General features: G+C 41.0%; 15 protein-coding genes. 11 read left to right on the top strand and 4 right to left on the bottom strand.

Going from position 1 to position 18,473, the window contains the following annotated elements; translation table 11 throughout:
- Window positions 1-19 precede the first annotated feature (19 nt).
- Genes CVV44_04510 through ispH form a run of 8 tightly spaced genes read left to right on the top strand, consistent with a single transcriptional unit; the run spans window position 20 to window position 7,798 of the window.
- Window positions 20-628, top strand: coding sequence for a hypothetical protein (locus CVV44_04510; protein ID PKL40875.1), 609 nt, complete (start codon window positions 20-22; stop codon window positions 626-628).
- Window positions 629-631: 3 nt separating this feature from the next.
- Complete coding sequence (locus tag CVV44_04505; protein ID PKL40874.1) at window positions 632-1,024, top strand: hypothetical protein; 393 nt, start codon at window positions 632-634, stop codon at window positions 1,022-1,024.
- Window positions 975-1,673 carry a hypothetical protein gene (locus tag CVV44_04500; protein PKL40873.1) on the top strand — a complete coding sequence of 233 codons (699 nt, stop codon included), beginning with the start codon at window positions 975-977 and terminating at the stop codon, window positions 1,671-1,673. The genes CVV44_04505 and CVV44_04500 overlap by 50 nt, the downstream gene beginning before the upstream one ends.
- A 17-nt stretch (window positions 1,674-1,690) precedes the next feature.
- Window positions 1,691-2,920, top strand: coding sequence for a hypothetical protein (locus tag CVV44_04495; protein ID PKL40872.1), 1,230 nt, complete (start codon window positions 1,691-1,693; stop codon window positions 2,918-2,920).
- A gap of 18 nt (window positions 2,921-2,938) precedes the next feature.
- Window positions 2,939-4,564: a hypothetical protein gene (locus CVV44_04490; GenBank protein ID PKL40871.1), complete on the top strand. Its 1,626-nt coding sequence runs from the start codon at window positions 2,939-2,941 to the stop codon at window positions 4,562-4,564.
- Window positions 4,561-5,076, top strand: coding sequence for a hypothetical protein (locus tag CVV44_04485; GenBank protein ID PKL40870.1), 516 nt, complete (start codon window positions 4,561-4,563; stop codon window positions 5,074-5,076). Before CVV44_04490 ends, CVV44_04485 begins: the two co-directional genes overlap by 4 nt.
- A 16-nt stretch (window positions 5,077-5,092) precedes the next feature.
- Window positions 5,093-6,067, top strand: a complete 975-nt coding sequence (gspN, locus tag CVV44_04480; protein PKL40869.1) for a type II secretion system protein GspN — start codon at window positions 5,093-5,095, stop codon at window positions 6,065-6,067.
- A gap of 6 nt (window positions 6,068-6,073) precedes the next feature.
- On the top strand, window positions 6,074-7,798 hold the full coding sequence (ispH, locus tag CVV44_04475) for a 4-hydroxy-3-methylbut-2-enyl diphosphate reductase (protein PKL40868.1): 1,725 nt from the start codon (window positions 6,074-6,076) through the stop codon (window positions 7,796-7,798).
- Window positions 7,799-7,822: 24 nt separating this feature from the next.
- On the opposite strand, the gene CVV44_04470 is transcribed toward ispH, so the two are convergent.
- A complete protein-coding gene (locus tag CVV44_04470) occupies window positions 7,823-8,752 on the bottom strand; it encodes a hypothetical protein (GenBank protein PKL40867.1) in 930 nt (309 codons plus the stop codon).
- A 232-nt stretch (window positions 8,753-8,984) separates the two neighbouring features.
- Between CVV44_04470 and aroE the strand changes: the two genes are divergently transcribed.
- From aroE to CVV44_04455, 3 genes are all read left to right on the top strand, one after another.
- Entirely contained in the window at window positions 8,985-9,860 is an 876-nt protein-coding gene (aroE, locus tag CVV44_04465) for a shikimate dehydrogenase (GenBank protein PKL40866.1), read from the top strand.
- Window positions 9,857-11,158 carry a bifunctional folylpolyglutamate synthase/dihydrofolate synthase gene (locus CVV44_04460; protein ID PKL40865.1) on the top strand — a complete coding sequence of 434 codons (1,302 nt, stop codon included), beginning with the start codon at window positions 9,857-9,859 and terminating at the stop codon, window positions 11,156-11,158. Before aroE ends, CVV44_04460 begins: the two co-directional genes overlap by 4 nt.
- A gap of 66 nt (window positions 11,159-11,224) precedes the next feature.
- Window positions 11,225-12,169, top strand: a complete 945-nt coding sequence (locus tag CVV44_04455) for a hypothetical protein (GenBank protein PKL40864.1) — start codon at window positions 11,225-11,227, stop codon at window positions 12,167-12,169.
- Here CVV44_04455 and CVV44_04450 read toward each other — a convergent pair.
- The 3 genes from CVV44_04450 to CVV44_04440 all read right to left on the bottom strand — a co-directional run bounded on the left by CVV44_04450 (window position 12,161) and on the right by CVV44_04440 (window position 18,206).
- Window positions 12,161-14,503 (bottom strand): hypothetical protein, encoded by a 2,343-nt coding sequence (locus tag CVV44_04450; GenBank protein PKL40863.1) that lies wholly within the window; start codon window positions 14,501-14,503, stop codon window positions 12,161-12,163. The two genes, CVV44_04455 and CVV44_04450, sit on opposite strands and share 9 nt — an antisense overlap.
- 61 nt (window positions 14,504-14,564) lie before the next feature.
- Window positions 14,565-16,319, bottom strand: a complete 1,755-nt coding sequence (locus CVV44_04445) for an RNA polymerase sigma factor RpoD (protein ID PKL40919.1) — start codon at window positions 16,317-16,319, stop codon at window positions 14,565-14,567.
- Window positions 16,320-16,418: 99 nt separating this feature from the next.
- Entirely contained in the window at window positions 16,419-18,206 is a 1,788-nt protein-coding gene (locus tag CVV44_04440; GenBank protein PKL40862.1) for a DNA primase, read from the bottom strand.
- Window positions 18,207-18,473: the final 267 nt, after the last annotated feature.

Raw genomic sequence — 18,473 nt, 5'->3', positions numbered from 1 at the left:
CAAGGCATGCACAATAACCATGTCCCGGGCAACAACGATGCGTCATACTAGAAACTATTTTTTTGACAACCGGGGATTCACGCTGATTGAGACAATCATTGTTGTCGTAGTATTATCAATAATGGCCCTGGCTGTAACACCCAGGCTCACAACCTTTTTCAGCAGTGAGCGTGAAAACATGGCTATATTGACAGGAATTATTGCTAAAACCTTTGACGACAGTTTTCTCAACAGCCATACCAACTTTCTTGCCATACATCTTCACGGCACCGGCGATGAATTTTCCGATTCCGACGATCCCGTAATGAAAGAAATTTATAGCAGAACCAATGGGCTTTCCGTTCTCAACCTTAAGGACGGAAAATTTATTGAGAACGATAAGAAAATGCTGCAACACCGTGGCTTCCCCGACTCCTTCATGATTGAAGAGGTTCTTTTCTCCAATGGAGAAATATCAAGAAACGGGACTATACTGGTTCCTTTCTATCAGCAGGGTTATTCCGACAATATCATCATCCACGTCCTTGTAAATAATGAAGACAGATGGTCCGTAATTCTTCACAAGTACCTGAAGGAACCGGTGGTTACAAAGGAATACAAATCATTTGAAGATGAGGGGGCTCAGTAACCCATGCCCCGGTGGAACAAAAAAAGCAGTCGCAGCGGTTTTGCCCTCATAGAGGTCCTGATTGCCGTAACGATTCTTTCCATAATTCTATTAAGCATTTATTCAGGTATATCAACCAGCATAAATGTAATGAGCGGAGCTAAAAATTATACCCGGGCAATGATAATTGCGAAGAGTAAAATGAATGAATTCATAGACAGCAAAATGAGGGGGACCGATCTGAATCACGAACCAGTGGAGGAATATGAAAATTTTTTCATTAACAGGGTGACACAGCGTTTTGAACATCCGCTCCTGGGTCCCCTGCCGGCCAAGGAAACAGAGATAACGGTGACATGGAGAGAAAATGATCGGGAAAAAGAATATTCCATATCATACATTTATCCAACGAATTAAGAGGCTGTCCCGTATTAGCCATAATCATGACGGATTCACTCTTATCGAGATATTAGTGGCCTCAACCATTGCTTCCATAATTCTCGTGATGGTCTACACATCATATCATTCAATAATAAAAACAATCCAGGATATAACCGGCTATTCCGAATACTATGAAAATATCAATCTTGCCATGACAAAAATTGATTCAGACATTTCTAACGCTTTTTTCAATAAGGATAATCCAAAAATCGCCTTTATCGGCAGCGTTTCCGGAGACAATAGTACGGTTAATTTTGTAACGGTAAACCATCGTAGTTTTAATGTTATGGGCAGTATAAAAAAACCAGTCCATGTCAGTGATGTCAATGAGATCGGGTATTTTCTCAAAGAAGACCCGCAAATACATGAATTATTCTACCTGGTAAGGCGTGAACAGCCCCACTATGATGATGATCCGGAAAGCGGCGGTTCCGAATCAAAAATCCTTGAAAATGTCATGGGCTTTAAAATTGAATTCAAGATGCGCAACGACTGGACTGACACCTGGGACTCGCGGGAAACAAAGCGTTTCCCGGAAACCATGAGAACAAAAATTCGCGTAAAAACCTATACCGGCAGGGAGGAAGAATTCATCTTCCTGTCCCGCGTCGATATGAGCAGCTAGGGGAATCGGGCATTCAGATGAAAAGCCTTAGAGACATGGCAGCCGCCTTTACTGAAGATTATTTTGAAAGAAAGGACAAACTGTACCGGAAGGGAATATTCGGGTATTTTACCAATTCCCGAGGATACGTTATCATACTGGTTCTTATTATCACCACCGTCCTTATTTCAATAACAGCTGATTTTATCGTAACATCCCAGACAAGTATCAATTATATGCGCAAATTCGACCACAGGCTGAAGGCCGGCATGCTGGCTAAATCGGGTGTCAAGCTTGGCGAATATATGCTCCAGGCCGATAAAAAGGGACTTGCCGCCCAGATGATAACAGGTAAGGAAACCGATAAAAATATTGATTCCTACGATGATCTCTGGGCAGTTGATTATCCCGCGATCCCCATAGATGACGGCACACTGAAAATTAAAATCTCCGATGAAAATTCCAAAATTAATATAAGCGCCTTTGCCAATGAATTTACGGAAAAAACAAAATATTATTACATGGCCCAGATATTTTTTCTCAACATGGGTCTTCCCATGGATTTTGCCGACATCATGCATGACTGGGTCGATATTGATGATACACCGATGCCATACGGAGCCGAAACCTCCGATTATTATCTTTCATTAAATCCCTCGTATTCGGCAAAAAACGGGGCAATGGACAGTATTGATGAAGTGCTTATGCTCAAGGATATGACTCCAGAGATTTATTATGGTCTCGGCGGAGGCAACTCCGGGCTCGAGCAAAATCTAGTCGATAGCAACACGGGTGATGTGTCTCTTGACATGGACAAGATACAGTCGTTGACTGAAAGTAATACCTCTCCTGACAACCGGAAAGCTGACACCGAAATGAAGGACAAGGAAATCGGAAGAGAGAAAAGTCGTGCATTGCCTGATTATTTCAGGGTTAACGGAAAGCGTGACGACTTCCTTCATGAATACAATAAAATTAATATAAATACGGCTCCATACCGGATAATATCAGCATTGACAGAAAATATGACCGATGATAAAGTGTCTGAAGTAATAAGAAGAAGATTGATTCAGCCATTCCGTTCAATAAACGAAATTAAAGAAATTATTGATGACGATGATGCATTTGACATACTCCAGAAGTATATCACAGTAAAATCCTATATTTTCAAGATACAGGCAACTGCTGCTGTGGGCAGAACGAAGGTTATTATTACGGCAATTTATAACCGTGATACTAAAAAAATATTATACTGGTGTGAAGAATAATCGCGCAGGAGTCTTCCCTTGTTTGAGAATATCGCGGCAATAGACATCGGAACAACAACCGTAAAAATGATCAAGGCACGGACCGGTTTCAGTGATTTTCAAATAAAGTCCCTGTCCTGTGAAGACATAGATCTTGACAATCCCAACAGGGATGAAGCCATTTCCAATGCAATCCTGAAAATGCTTGGAGAAGACCCGATCAAGGGATTCAAGGTGCTGACAAACCTTCCCATGGAAAAGGCCATAATTAGGAACATTTCCTTCCCATTCAGCGATGTTCAAAAAATTGCCGAAGCCATTCCCTTCGAAGCAGAGGAAAATATTCCTTTTAAAATCGACGACCTTGTCATGGACTTCCAGTCTCTGAAAAGTGAAAGTCGTGAAGAGGGAAAGATTCTTTTAGCAGCGGCTCACAAGGAAACGGTTCACGATTTTATACGCTCTCTAAAGGATAACACTGTTACCCCCTTCATGATGGGGCTTGAAGCAAATTCGCTTTTCGAGTGTTACAACTACTTCAATACCGTTGAAGATGAAACAATCATTCAGCTCGATATTGGTAATAATAAAAGCATCATTAATATAATTAAGAATAAACGTCTCCAATATACACGCTCTATTTCGACTTCTCTGAACGACATCCATAAGTCCATAGCCGAATATCTTAAAGTAGCGGAAAATGAAGCGGCTGTTCTTTTTAAAAATCTTAATACTGATATACTTTCATACGAAAATATTCTGGACAGAGACTATTACAAAAACCTGAATTTTAAAAAACCTCAATTAAAAAAGATATCTTCCATCACCGAAGAGGTCATAAACGACCTTAACGAACAACTGATGCTCACCATCAGGGCATACCGAATCGACAATCCCGCAGCAGAATTCAGCCGGATACTGATTTCCGGAGGAGGATCCAATATCAATGGGCTCTCATCTCAGATCTCCAGGGAACTGGAAATCACCGTTGTGCCCATGCCCTTCCTGGAGGATTATAAAGATCAAAAAATAAGAAGCCAGTTTCCCATCGTCTTCGGCCTTCTCCTGGCATATATAAATAAAAAGAATTCATATATAAATTTTTTAAAAGGTGAGTTCATCCCTGACCTGGCGCGCTCTTCAAAAAAAATATATTACCTCTCGGGTATGTTTCTGGGCCTGTCCGCATTAGTCTTGTTGATTAATATTATTATATCCTTCTTCATGACATCACAATCTAACAGGTATTACGATTCGCTTCTTATGAATAATTACAGAAAATATTTCAACGACCGCAGCACACCGGATGACCCGCTTGATGCGGCCAGAAAAAAATTAAAAAAAGAAAAATCGGAACTGGAAAATTTGACCATACTGGTACCCGATAATTCCTCAATTCTGGACCTCATGAACGATTCACTTTCTCTTTTTTCAAAGGATGAGAGTTTCAGCCTTAAAAACATGGTAATAAATGAAAGCATCATACGCATAGACGGTACCATAAATTCTTCACAGAATATCGATGATTTTAAATCAAAGCTTTCTCAGAGTGGAAAATTTGAAAAGGTCGATCTGGATATCAAATCCTCAAGAAAAAATGAAGTACGTTTTTCCATGACGATAAAGAAAAAAAAGAATGAAGAAGTAAAAGGTAACCTTAAATGATTAAGCTGACTCCACGGGAAAAAAGACTTATTCAGATAATGGGAGTTTTCTTCGCCATACTGGTCCTGTTCTATGGAATAATTAATCCCATAATAAACCTAAAGCAGTCCATAGATGAAAAATATGAAACCAATATTCAGCGCCTGAATGAGATGGATTCTGTCTATAAACAGTTCCGTGATATTAAGGAAAAGCGCGATAAAATGGACCAGCTTTTGCGCGACACCCGCTCTGTTTCCACTCTCGTGGAGGACAACGCCCGGAAGGCCAATATCATAGACAACAAGGCCTATAACCGTGACAATGAGAGCAACATCCAGAATAAATTTAAAAAAATCACTACTGATGTTAAATTTGAAGGCGTCAATATAAAGGGTGTTATGGATTTTCTCTATTACATGGAAAATTCCAACAAGCTTATTAAAGTGAGTTATTTCAGGATTAATGAAGCCTTAAAAGAACGCAATAATTATGATGTCACCATTAAATTTGAAAGCTATAAAATCGACTGAGAAATAGAAAAACGAAATGAACATCACTGAGATAAAGAATAGTATTATAGTAACGGTGAAATCCGTACTGGGGAAAATAAAGGATATTTACAAGCTTCCTTTTTTCAAGACATATCTAATGCTGTCTGTAGTTGTGACATTTATTTTTTTCATATTTACTTTTCCCTATGACATGATTATTCGTCAGCACCTGCAGAAACTTGAAAAAAAAGCCTTCCAGAATATTTTTATTCAGGATATGGACATCAGTTTTATCGGTGACTCCTTTTTTGAGAATATTTATATTACTTTTAAAAACGGCAGTGAATTGTCGATTAAGCAGATCCTTGCCAATCTCTCATTGAACCCCTATTCCCTTCTCTTCAGCAATACCTTCAAAGGCGACCTTCAGATCAGCAGTATTAAGTATTCCTCTCTACAGATGAGCATTGACGGAAATATTAACGGGAATATTGATGTATCCTTTAACCCCAAATCCGGTTCTATCTCGGACGGCACTATCAAATTAATGACGGAAAACGTCCTTTGCAAGTTTGAAAATATGACTCTCCCCGACAGCATGGGAGGAATATCCCTGCCTCCTATTATCAAAATATCTTCTATTCAGATCGATACTGAAATTGCCAACAACAAGATGATAATAAAACAGTTTCTTATATCGGGAACAGACATCCGCGGGACCATTTCCGGTAATATAATTATGGCCCCAATTTTTCCAAATTCGAAACTGGACCTCTCCATATCACTTGATCCCGAGTCAACAGTGTTCGCCGAATTCAAGCCTCTGCTTTCATCCTTTATAGACAATAAAGGTAAAATCACCATACCACTCAAAGGGACCTTTTCCAGGCCCAGGGCGAGCATGAAGGGGGAATCAGCGGATATGAGGGGCGAATCCCCCATGGATAAAAGGGATCCGCTGAATTTAAAATTCGGACAGCCTGATGAGCCGGAAGACCAGGAAGATGTTCTTAATATGAAAATGAATTAACCCGCCATGAAAATACAATTGGCTCAACATTCGGGATTCTGTTTCGGTGTTCGAAATGCCATCCTCAGGATCGTCAATGAACTCAACAATAACGACGAAACGATTTTTGTATACGGCCCTCTCATACATAATCCACAGACAGTGAATATTCTTCACCGTCGGGGATTGCAGACAATCCATGATCTCTCGGGAATAAAGGGGAAGCAAGTTGCCGTAAGAACTCATGGAATACCCATTGAAGATAACCGTTATCTAAAAAGTGAGGCCACACGGTGCATTAACCTGACGTGTCCGCGCGTGGCCAATGTACAATCCCTGATAAAAAAATATTCCCGACAGGGACATTATACCATCATACTGGGTGACAGCGATCACGCCGAGGTTATCGGACTTAAAAGCTATGCATCGGCAGGTGTGACTATTATAGCATCAGCAACTGAGGCAGCTGAAATTCCACCTGCAGAGAAATATTTGCTGGTCTCACAGACCACTTTCGACCGGGACCTTTTTGAAAAAATCATTCCGATACTCCAAAAATCCTTGAAAAATCTCACGGTGATGGACACCATCTGCGATTCGACACGGCATCGGCAGGATGACGTGCGAAAAGCCATAGAGGAAAAATTTGATACACTTATTGTCGTAGGCGGGAAAAACTCGGCCAATACATCAAGACTGGCCGGCATAGGCAGGGAAAACGGGCTCCTGACATTCCATGTGGAGACTGAAAAGGAACTTCAGTGGAAGGATTTTACCGATTCAAAATCAGTTCTTGTTACAGCAGGGGCATCGACGCCGGGATGGATTATCAACAACGTTCTTGAGAAGCTCTATGATATTAAGTTCAGGAACAGCAATTTCTTCATCAAGCACATAAAAAATGTAATAGAACTTATAACAAGGACAAATATTATTTCATCTCTGTTCGCTTTTATGCTGACACTGTTTATTCAATCGGCAATCACGGCAAAGCATGGGTTAACTTACCCCGTGGTCTCCATGCTGTATATATTTTCCATGTATTCTTTCAATAATTATTTTGACAGGGCCTTCCTGCGGGAAAGCAACTCATATAAATATGGAATTTATAAGAAATATGGGAAAGCCCTCATCTTTTTTTCCCTGGTTTCGATTCCCATGTCGTTCTACTTGATGAGAAGTTCCGGTTTAGATCAAATTATTCTATTACTGTTTTCTTACATCTTCGGATTCAGTTATTTTACATCTCCTGTGAAAAGAATAATGAACTCGCTTAGCTTTCCCCTGGCTCGCAAAGTCTACAATTCCAAAATAATTACAGGTTTAGGGTGGCTCATTGTCACGACACTGCTTCCTCTCATTAATACACATGTTCCATGGACATCGATTCTATTTATTTCTCTTTTCACAATCACTATGATTACGGTTCGGCACATCCTCATCGACATCATAGCCTTTCAGGGTGATTTCATCATGGGTAGAGACACTATCCCCATCTGGCTCGGAATTGATGCGGCCAAATATATTACACATACTCTTACCGCACTCACAAGTCTGATGTGCATAATCCATGTAGTCCTGGAAGGACAATTTCTCTTTTTGCTGATGATACTCCCCCTTCTCTATTATTCAGTACTTATCAACAGACTGGTTAAAATAAGATATCTGATAACGCTGAGATATGAATTTATAATCGATGCCAATTTCTTTTTATCCATAGCCATTTTCCTTGCAACGATTATCATCTCCTGATGCTGCTGTCATGAGGAGTGGGCATTATACCGATACAAGGTTAACCTGCGGCCCCAGCACAACCTCCAATTCTCCCGGTGATTCATAAATATCTCCATCCATGGTATACTGAAAAGGGCCGGGACATTTGATAAGCAATCGGTTCAGCAAAATATCGTAATTCAGCGGGTGACATATCGCTTTACCCTTTTTTATCTTATAAAGGTTTTTCAGAAATGTGGTGGGAGGAATACCGCTGATAATGGCGTGATAAGAATTTTGATTTTCCAAGGCACGCGACAGGGGCGAAAACCCCATACCGATGTGTTCAACGGTACCACTCAGGATAGCTGATGAATAGGTAATATCCAGTTTTTCCCCATCGACAATGAATTCACCGTATATCCCGTCAAATATGGATGCTCCAGCCGGTTTGCTCACTATTTCCTTCACGGCACGAAATATAACCTGGAGATTCCTGACCAGGCCTTTTTCCCGGCCACCGTATACCTCGTTCAGAAAATTAGTGACCAATCCAGTTCCGAAAAGAAAACAGTAACTATCATTAATTTTCATTGTACTTCGTGTCTGCAGTGAAATAGCCTCTTTCCTCTTCAACCGGCTTATAAGACGTTTCAATATTTCCGGACCTTTTCCTTTGAGAAAAATGGACCTGGAAACATTGTCCATGGTCCCTCCCTTCAGAATCAGCAGAGGCGGCACATTTCCTTCTCCATAAATTTCCATGGCGCGCGTCATGGCATGATGCAGTGATCCATCGCCGCCGGCCACTCCCAGGTAGGATACACCTTTCTTTTTAAAATCACGGATTACAGCACTAAGCTGATCAAGGCTGCTCGTAAGCTGTACATCGACATATTGGCCGCCGATTTCCCTGTATAATGATTCCAGGTCCTTTTTCATCTTCCTGTTTTTTTTAGCATTAGCGTTTATAATTATCCCAACTGTGTCCATTCAAGGAACCATCCTTTTCTTAACCATGATTTATAGATTTCTCCATAATTCATATAGGAAATATTGAAACATATGTAAATATTTTATTGGATTTGATTAAAATTTTTTAGCATTAATTACGCGCACATAAATATCAAAGATAGGAAAACTTGTGCAATATTCCATTGACAAAATTCTGTATCCAGATTTTATATTAAAAGCGTGATGACATTGAATATTTCAGGGTGAAAGAATGAACATAACATCCAAAACTAAAATGTATTGCATCTTCGGCAATCCGGCAAAACACTCACTATCACCCAGCATGCATAACCGCGCCTTTCAGGCCCAAAATATCGACGCCGTATACCTGGCATTTGAACCCACCTCGATAAAAGAGGCACTGGCAGCTATGAAAAATCTCGCTATACAGGGAGCCAGCATCACCATACCGTTTAAAATCGATGTACTTCAATATATAGATAAAATCGATGAACTCGCTTCCGATATCGGTTCTGTCAACACACTTGTAAACAGGCAGGGAATTATATGGGGATATAATACTGACGGCTATGGCGCCCTTATGGCACTGCAGAAAGTACATCCTGTTCTGGAAAAAGCCCGCATACTCATTCTCGGAAACGGAGGATCGGCCCGTGCCATCGCCTTTACGCTCCTCCTGCAGGGCGCTTCCATTACGCTAGCCGGCAGAGATATATCCAGGGTCTCCATGCTGGCCAAGGACCTCATGAAAAAATATAACGATATCTCAATCATATCCCTTGATGAAATAACCCGGGAATATATGGCTGATATAGATATTATTATAAATACTACATCGGTGGGCATGTCGCCCAACACTGACAATACGCCCCTGCGGGAAAATGTACTTCATGCCGGTCACACGGTTTTTGATATCGTTTATACTCCTGACATGACCCGGCTTCTCACCGAGGCCACTGGCAGGGGCTGCAATGTTATTAAAGGAATCGAGATGCTTCTCTACCAGGGAATAAAGCAATACGAATTATGGACCGAGATGCAGGCTCCTCTGGAAATTATGAGGGAGGCACTCAAGGATGCCCTGCAGAATAGAACGGCGAGCATATCCGATACGGCACAGCCATGACTACAGACATACTCCGGGAACTCATAAATAACGAGAAACAAACTCGATATACCGGTTATTCCCTTGAGTCCATTATTTTGCTTCTTGATAAACTCGGCAATCCTCATCGTAAAATAAAATGTATCCATATTGCCGGGACCAATGGTAAAGGCTCCACGGCATGGTTCCTCAATACTATTTTTCAAGCTGCCGGGTACAAAACCGGTCTTTATACATCGCCCCATCTACACAGCGTTAATGAACGGATGCTGGTGGACAATGAGCCAATTGATGACGAAGTACTGGGGAACTATTTGACTAAAATCCGCGAGGTAATGAATTCATTTCCAACCATTACACCTACTTATTTCGATGTTCTCACAGCAGCTGCATTCTTCTTTTTTCATGAAAGTTCGGTTGACATTGCCATCATTGAAACAGGCCTGGGTGGAATAAAGGATTCAACAAATATAATCATCCCCCTTTGTTCTATTATAACTGATATTTCGTTAGACCATACTTCCATACTGGGTGAAACCATAGATAAAATAGCAGCTGAAAAGGCAGGCATCATAAAAAAAAATATCCCGGTCATTACTTCCAACCATGATCCCGAAATCCGTGATATCCTTTTACGCGAAAGCAAATCCATGGGTTCCCGACTTCTTACTCTCGGCGAAGACTTCAGGTGCGCCAGGATTCCATCCATGCCACATCATGTCTGCTTTAATTATGATTTTAATTACAGCAACGAAGAGATTCATTTACAGAATGTAAATCTTCAGTCACCCGTACATGAACAAATGCGAAATGCCTCCCTGGCACTGACTGCAGCTATCATGCTCATGCCGGTTTTTAAGAAACTGAGTTTAGAAACGATGCGGATGGCTGTATCTGATACACAGGTTCCTGGCCGTTTCTTCATCATCCAGGAGACACCTCCCGTTATTTTTGATCCAGCCCATAATCCATCTGCTATCCGTGCATTGATAGAAACCATACGTGTAAAATATATGCTTGGCCGAATTTACGCCATCATCACCGTTATGAAGGATAAGGACTATGAAGATATTTTCAATTTACTGGAAGGCTCTTCGATTCCCATACTATATTATTATGGTCCGGGCGATGATAACCGGAGTTATGATCCAGAGATCGAAGGACATCCACGGTTCCATTCCATTTCCCGGGACGAGCACCAGCTTCTTAAAAACATTACAGGTCTGCCGGTGGACAACCGTGTACTGCTTTTTACCGGTTCGTTCCGTATATACGATACGGCCCTTTCTATAACTGAAAAATTAATATCTTCTCTGTAAAAAACCGTTGCACAGTTTTGCCAGAACCGATAATATTACAAAGTAAATCTTAAATTGTGCAGAATAATGAATACGGAAAATCAATCAAATTCTCTGCTTATCAGAATAAAGGATGCAATCAAATCTTTTGTCGACAATGATATTTCAGTCAGCCAGGCTAAAAGTGCATATCGTTCTCTCATGGAAGAATATGCAGGTTTTGAAAAAACACCCGCCTCAGAAGACAAGGGCAGCTATATAAAGGGTATTTTCTATCATCACACTGTTAATAATTTTGCCAAATTGACCGCTCTCTTTGAAAAAATCGATGGTAAGTGGTCACCGGTTATATTTACAGGGAATGATAACCTTATCCCTGTTGCCGAGACCATTCTTGAATCGGGAAGAAATCTTATTAAAAATGATACCGTTACATCCCTGCCCATAAGCGGGGACGACAGGCTTTCCTATATACTACTGGCGCGTTATCTGCATCCCGTTGAAAAAAGCAGAATTATCGCAACCATATCATCATCATCATATTTTTCCAGCAGTGCTTTCGAATATTTCTGTGACATGATCCGGTCCGTTCTCGTCAGAAGTTTAAAATTCCCCAGGAATGTCAGTCTCGATCTTTATGCAGGAATTGGCAGCGAATTAAAAAACATCATTGCCTCATTTCTTGAATCCGACATGAAAGTAACCGCCCATATTTACCGATTTGAATCTTTTACTGATACATTCGCCCATATGGGAATCAAGACCATTGCCGATGTCTCTGAAGAAATTTATCATACACTATACCACTACCACAATCTTGATTCGGTAATTTACATTCTCTCCCTGTCGAAATACATTGTCATTGTACCGCATGACAGTTCACTTGAGTCTGCAGATTCTCCTGTTAAATCAAAAATTCATTTTATCTATGATGGAATTTTGTTAAAATTCAGAACTATGGCGGTGGAGATAAAAAACTCATCGGACATATACACTATATGGCAGAATCTATCAGCGGATGCATTACTTTAACAAGAGTGCGGCGTAATTCTCAACCTCCATCCTTTTCAGGACTTTCAGCATACCATTTTCCTTTATAATCGTCTTTTCCTTCTTCAGAGAATTTACCCCGGCATTGAGAAACTTTTTCATTTTGCTGGGAGGAGAAACCTGCAATATTCTGAAATATTTATATGAAGCTGATTCCAGCTGTTTCAATTCAATTTCAAAGTTATTGTCCTGCAGGATTTTAGATACCATGACATGGGGAAATATTTTTTTATCACGCTTCCATATCTTTTGTACCTTTTCTCCTAAAGTGGTAATAGATTCGGTTTCCTTGGTAAATTCCGAAAGAAATGCAGGCTCTGAAAAATTGATCATAGCGCTGCGGCTCATATGTTTTCTAAGCGCCATCAATGACAGGATTGATTCATCCATGGAACTGGCATATGACAATTCCATGGGTATTAAAAGAATTTCAACAGTGTGCCGGAAAATGATATCTGAAATCATAGAATAAAATGAATCAGCTCCTATAGCGTTCTGAACTGATGTTTTATGGGCAATTTCGGGAAAATAAAGAAAGGGGACCCCATTTTCGGTCAACGTTGACAGGTATTGTTTTACTACTTCCCGGTACACGATATTGTTTATTTTTGATGCATCAATGATAAATCCCCCCATGAGCTTGATAGCCATTTTTTCCAGCGATGTTTTCACCTTGTCACTGTCTACCATGAATCGGGGGAATGGCAGACGGGCTTTTTTTATTGAAAAAATCAGGATAAACAGGTCAGAAATAGAACTATAAGAGCAGACATACAGAGGATTTCCCATATCAGATAAATTACGGATCTGGTCTACATCGCCAGAAATATCCAGGATTCCTCCATTGCCTGACAACCTGTTTATCACTCTCAGAAATGAGAGGATGATCATGCCAGTCCTGTTGAAGAAAACAGTGTAGAGATCAGCTACATCATCAACATAATGATTGATAAGTCTCTTCAGGGGTTTCTCATAATTTTTGTCTGTTATGGCATTTAATCTTTTATTCTCTTCAACACTCGAACCGTAAAGGCTACTCTGGTTTCTCAATTCATTGATATTATTGATAACACTTTCCAGGGGAATAGGCGTATCAGATGAGCTGCCATCGGCTGCAATAAATGACGAGAGGACCCTCCCTTCTATGATACTCCTGAAGGCCCTGCCCCCCACATTTTCCAGACCCTTTTTCTTGTCGCTGATCTGGATTTTAGTACGGCGGTATATTTCCTCAAACTTATCGGGATTTTTGATCGTCTCGATGAGCAATGAAGGATCTTTCTTGTTCAGAAGCACCTCGTACAAAGAGCGATAAACGGGTATTGAAATACCATTTGCTTCTGCCAGTTCAATGAGGGGTTCAATGGCATAGGCACCTTCCGCCAGATAGTGAAGATTTTCACTCATCTTTTCCAGGACAAACTGTGGTTTGAACCTGAGGAGGACACGATCGATGAAACGTAACGCATTCCCTTTCTCTATGATCTGCAAGCCGATATCTTTACCGAAACGACGGTTCCTGCTGTGGTCACTGAGAGCCGTGGCGACCAGGTCTCCAAGACCGGAGATATCAATGATAGTCTCGTCACGAACATTGAACAACCTCCCGATCTTCAGCATCTCTTTTAATGCCTCGGAAATGAGCGCTCCAGACAGATTATCTCCGCAATTCGGAAGGACACTTATCATTCCGGCCGCGATGGCGGCGGGATTCTTCAAGGTACCTCCCATCTCGACACCGATGATATCATCAGTTTCCCGGCACTGTATGGAATGCGACGATAAAAAATGTATGAATATCTTCCGTGATGTAACGTTTTTACCCGCCACATTGAGGCAGGTATGGTAGTGCAGTGACACCTCTTCTGCATGACTCGGTCCGTATATGGCGACTACCCGGTCCTTCAGTTCCGGGATAATTTTTCCGATTGTCTGTGATATGGTCAGTACTTCATCCTGATATTTACAAAACCCCTTTGTCAGAAAACCCACATGGCTTTTGGGATCAAGATGTTTATGAATCCGCTGAGCAATGTCCGGGATTACCTTTGACGGCGTGGAAATGAGGATGACATCGGAATCTGATACGGCTTCCCTGATGCTTCCCGTGGCGCGGATGTTGGTTGGCAGAATAACATTGGGTAGAAACTGAATATTCTCATGCCTGCTATTTATGGAAGATACGACATTTTTTTCATATGCCCACATGTATATGGTAATATCAGGATACGTTTCGGCGATCGTCAACGCAATTGATGTGCCCCAGGATCCGGCACCGATAATTGATATTTTTTTAAACTGTGACCGTATTGCCATAATGATTCAATCGTGTCATGTCAGTGGATTAACACACATGACATGACACTGAAATCCAATCTTACATATAATCCAGATAGTCTTTCAGTTTTCTTGCCCTGGTGGGATGTCGCAGTCTGCGGAGCGCCTTAGCCTCGATCTGACGAATCCGTTCCCTGGTTACTTTAAAAACATATCCAACTTCCTCAAGGGTGTGGGAATAGCCGTCATCAAGTCCAAATCTCATTCGTATTACCTTCTGCTCCCTGGCCGGCAGTGTATTGAGGACCGATGATATCTGTTCATGAAGGAGACGATATGCCGCTGTATTAACAGGAGAATCGACCTCTTTATCCTCGATAAAATCGCCCAGAAGAGAATCCTCCTCTTCGCCTACGGGTGTTTCAAGGGAAATAGGCTCCCTGGCAACATTTTTTACGGCCTTTACTTTCGCTACGGGCCATCCCAGGCGATCGGCAAGTTCCTCGGGATTGGGTTCCCGGCCAAATTCCTGCTGGAACAAACGGGTTTCTCTCATGACCTTGTTGATCTGCTCGATCATGTGTACGGGAACCCGAATCGTTCTGGCCTGATCGGAAATGGCTCGCGTGATTGCCTGCCTGATCCACCAGGTTGCGTATGTGGAAAATTTATAGCCCTTCCGGTATTCGAATTTATCAACGGCCTTGATTAGACCGATATTGCCTTCCTGTATGAGGTCGAAAAAATGCATTCCCCGGTTGGCATATTTTTTTGCGATCGAGACTACGAGACGGAGATTCGCGTTTATCAGTTCCTTTTTCGCAATTGATATTTTTCTCTGGCCGTGGGCGATCTGCTTTCCCCACTCCATAATATCATCGGCCGAGGCTCCGGCTTCCTGCTCTATCCTTCTGATCTTGCGTTCATTGTTGCGGACATCCTTGACAATTTCCAGCAATTCTTCTTCATTGGGAATATTGGATTCCTTTATTATCTTTGTAATATCTTCCCCTTTTTCCACCTTGCGGGCGAAATGCTTTAATTCCTTTATGTCCTTATTGTATTTGTCCTCAATGAGTTTGAAGAAGTAGTAGGTATCATTGATCCTGGAAACCATGGATTGTATCTTGGAGGACATCTTCGTTATTTCGCCCTCATTAATACCGAGATCTGAAACAGATTCCCTGATCCGTATACGCGAATCATCGATTTTTTTGTTCAACTCAAGGGCATCCTTCGAGTCTTCATCAACTTTCTTGAGTTTACTCGTCATCTTCAGGATTTTATTATCCTCTTCGATGATGATCTTCATCTTTTCAGTATAACGGTTTTCCAGATCTTTCATATCAATGGAGGAGAAATAGTAAAGCCGGTTGACTCGCATTACCTCGGTAAGTTTTATCTTGCCGCTCTTCACCTTGGAGTGATTCTTTATAAGCTCATTCACCAGCAGTGTTGAATTGATAACGGCCTTCTCGATGAGGATTTCACCGTCCTCAATTCTTTTTGCCAGATCCACTTCCTGATCTCCCGAAAGAAGCGATACCTTGCCGATCTCTTTTAGATAGAGACGTATAGGATCATCTACGTGGGAGGCATCATCTGACATTGCCGAGGCTTTTTTCGAGGCTGCTTTCTTTTTCGCTGGGAGAGGAATAACCGGCGCGTTCGCCGCCTTGCGCGTGCTTTCCTCAACGACTTCAATTCCGAGCTGATTCAGTAATATGAAAATATCATCAATCTTGTCTGAATTGAGAAGCTTGTCGGGAAGGATATCATTGATCTCATCATAAGTTATTTCATGGTTTATCTTGCCGATCTCAATCAGCTTTTTAACTTCTTCGATATTTTCCAGTACCAGATCATTTTTACTCATTGATATTATCCTTAATTAAGAATTTTTAATCCCCTGCTCAATCCTTGAGATTAAAATCTAAAATGTCAATAAACCACATTATTGCAGTGTTTTACCTTTATTGTAAATGTAATGGGAAAGCTTTTCTTTTTCTCTTCTCAGGATTTCTACTTCTGTCAGATATTCATTCAGTGACGGGTGGTTGCTTCTTATCAATTCCACATATTTGTCAATTTTACCATCGATCTCGTAAAGTTTCATACTGAGATATATTTCTGAATATGCAGATTTGGGGTCTTCCAGAGAAAAATCGTCATGTAATATTCGGTTCAAAAAGTCCATTTCAATTCCGTCGACAAAAAAGTCAAATAATTTATCTATAGAGAAACCCGATTCAGCGTGATGAAGTTCCATAATTTTGTTATATATCTTCCTGGATACGGCATCAGTGATTTCATCTTCGGAGAAATCTATATAGGCCTTGTCAATCAGTTCGGGATAAAAACAGAGCAGTTTAATAAGATCCCTGTATCCCCTGGTAAGGAAATTTTCAGTTTCAGAGCTTTTGCTTGTTTTATTATCGACAGATGACGCACTAGTACTGTTGCCTTCTTTGATATATTTTAAAAAATCTCTTCGTACGGCGTTTTCATCTATCTTCATCATTGAGCTGATGTTTTTCAGATAAATGCTCCTTTCAGACTCCATGTTTAGACTTGAAATAGCTGAAAAAAGTTGCATCAATGTTTTTACCGGTCCCTGTTTCTGTGCAACGGTCATAATTCTGGATATTCTGAAATCCACTGGTTTCTGGGCCTTGTCGACAATGGCCATAAATTCGCGGACCCCTTTATTCTGGATGAATTCAAAGGGATCCCCTTCAGGAAGCGTGGCTATCCGTATATCCACGGTCACATCGTCCTCTATCTGCAGCGATTTGAGTGCCGCATTTATTCCAGCCGAATCTGCATCAAAAAGAAGAATTATTTCCCCGCAATACCGTGACAGCATGCGTACCTGGCTCTCCGTCAGGGCCGTGCCCAGTGGAGCGACAACATTTTTAATTCCTTCCTGATGACAGCCCAGAACATCCAGATACCCTTCCACAATAATGGCGCGGTTCATTTCACGAATGTGATCACGGGCCGTATGCATTCCATAGAGAATATTTCGTTTCTTAAATAATTCCGATTCCTGAGAGTTGAGATATTTGGGATTGCTATTATCGATAACCCTTCCCCCGAAAGCAACCACACGATTATTGATGTCAAAAATCGGGAAAATGATCCTTTTTCTGAAACGGTCAAAGAACTGTCCTTCATTTTTCTGTGAAGCGCTTATGAGACCGCTTTGTTCTGCCAGTTTCAGGCTGGCTTTTTTTTTATTCAATCCGTTGAGAAGAAAATTCCAGGAATCGGGCGCGAATCCCAGCTTGAAAGTATCAATATACTCGGGTTTTATGCCGCGGGCCGTTATATAATCCCTGCCCTCCTTTCCTGATGCTGACATGATAAATTTACTGTAGAGATTCATGGCATAGGTGTTAATACGAATCATTTCATCAAAAATACGGTGTTCATCGTTCCTGCCTTCATCTTTAATTTCAATGCCTACGATATCGGCAACAAATTTTACGCTCTGGGGGAAATCCAGCCGTTCAATTTTTGAAATGAAAGTAAAGACATTGCCCCCGGTATGACATCCGAAACAGTAAAATATCTGTTTGTCCTCTGTCACGGTGAAGGATGGGGTTTTTTCTTTATGAAAGGGACAGAGCCCGAGATAGTTCTTACCTTTTTTTTTTAGTGAGGGAACATATCGCTGAATAATTTCTTCGATGTGACATCTCTCACGGATCAACTCAATGGTCTCTTTTGGAATATGCAAGTTACGTTTGTTCCTGAATAATTATCATTGTATAGGTGAATGATTATCCTAAAATGTGGGAAGTGCAGAAAAATCAGACTCTCTGTATTATTAATACTAAAAAATGATATCAACGTCAACCGAATAAATAGTTATTTTTTAATAATTAAATATACATAGGAATTGTACTTCCATGCCCGGAACATTTTTAAAAATTTTCTGAACATATAAAAATCTTGACACTGTCAGCCATGATTGTGGTATTAAATCTGTCTGCAACTGCCGATA

It is taken from the genome of Spirochaetae bacterium HGW-Spirochaetae-1, assembly GCA_002839375.1.
Lineage (GTDB): Bacteria > Spirochaetota > UBA4802 > UBA4802 > UBA5550 > PGXY01.
This window is presented reverse-complemented; position numbering and strand designations above follow the sequence as displayed.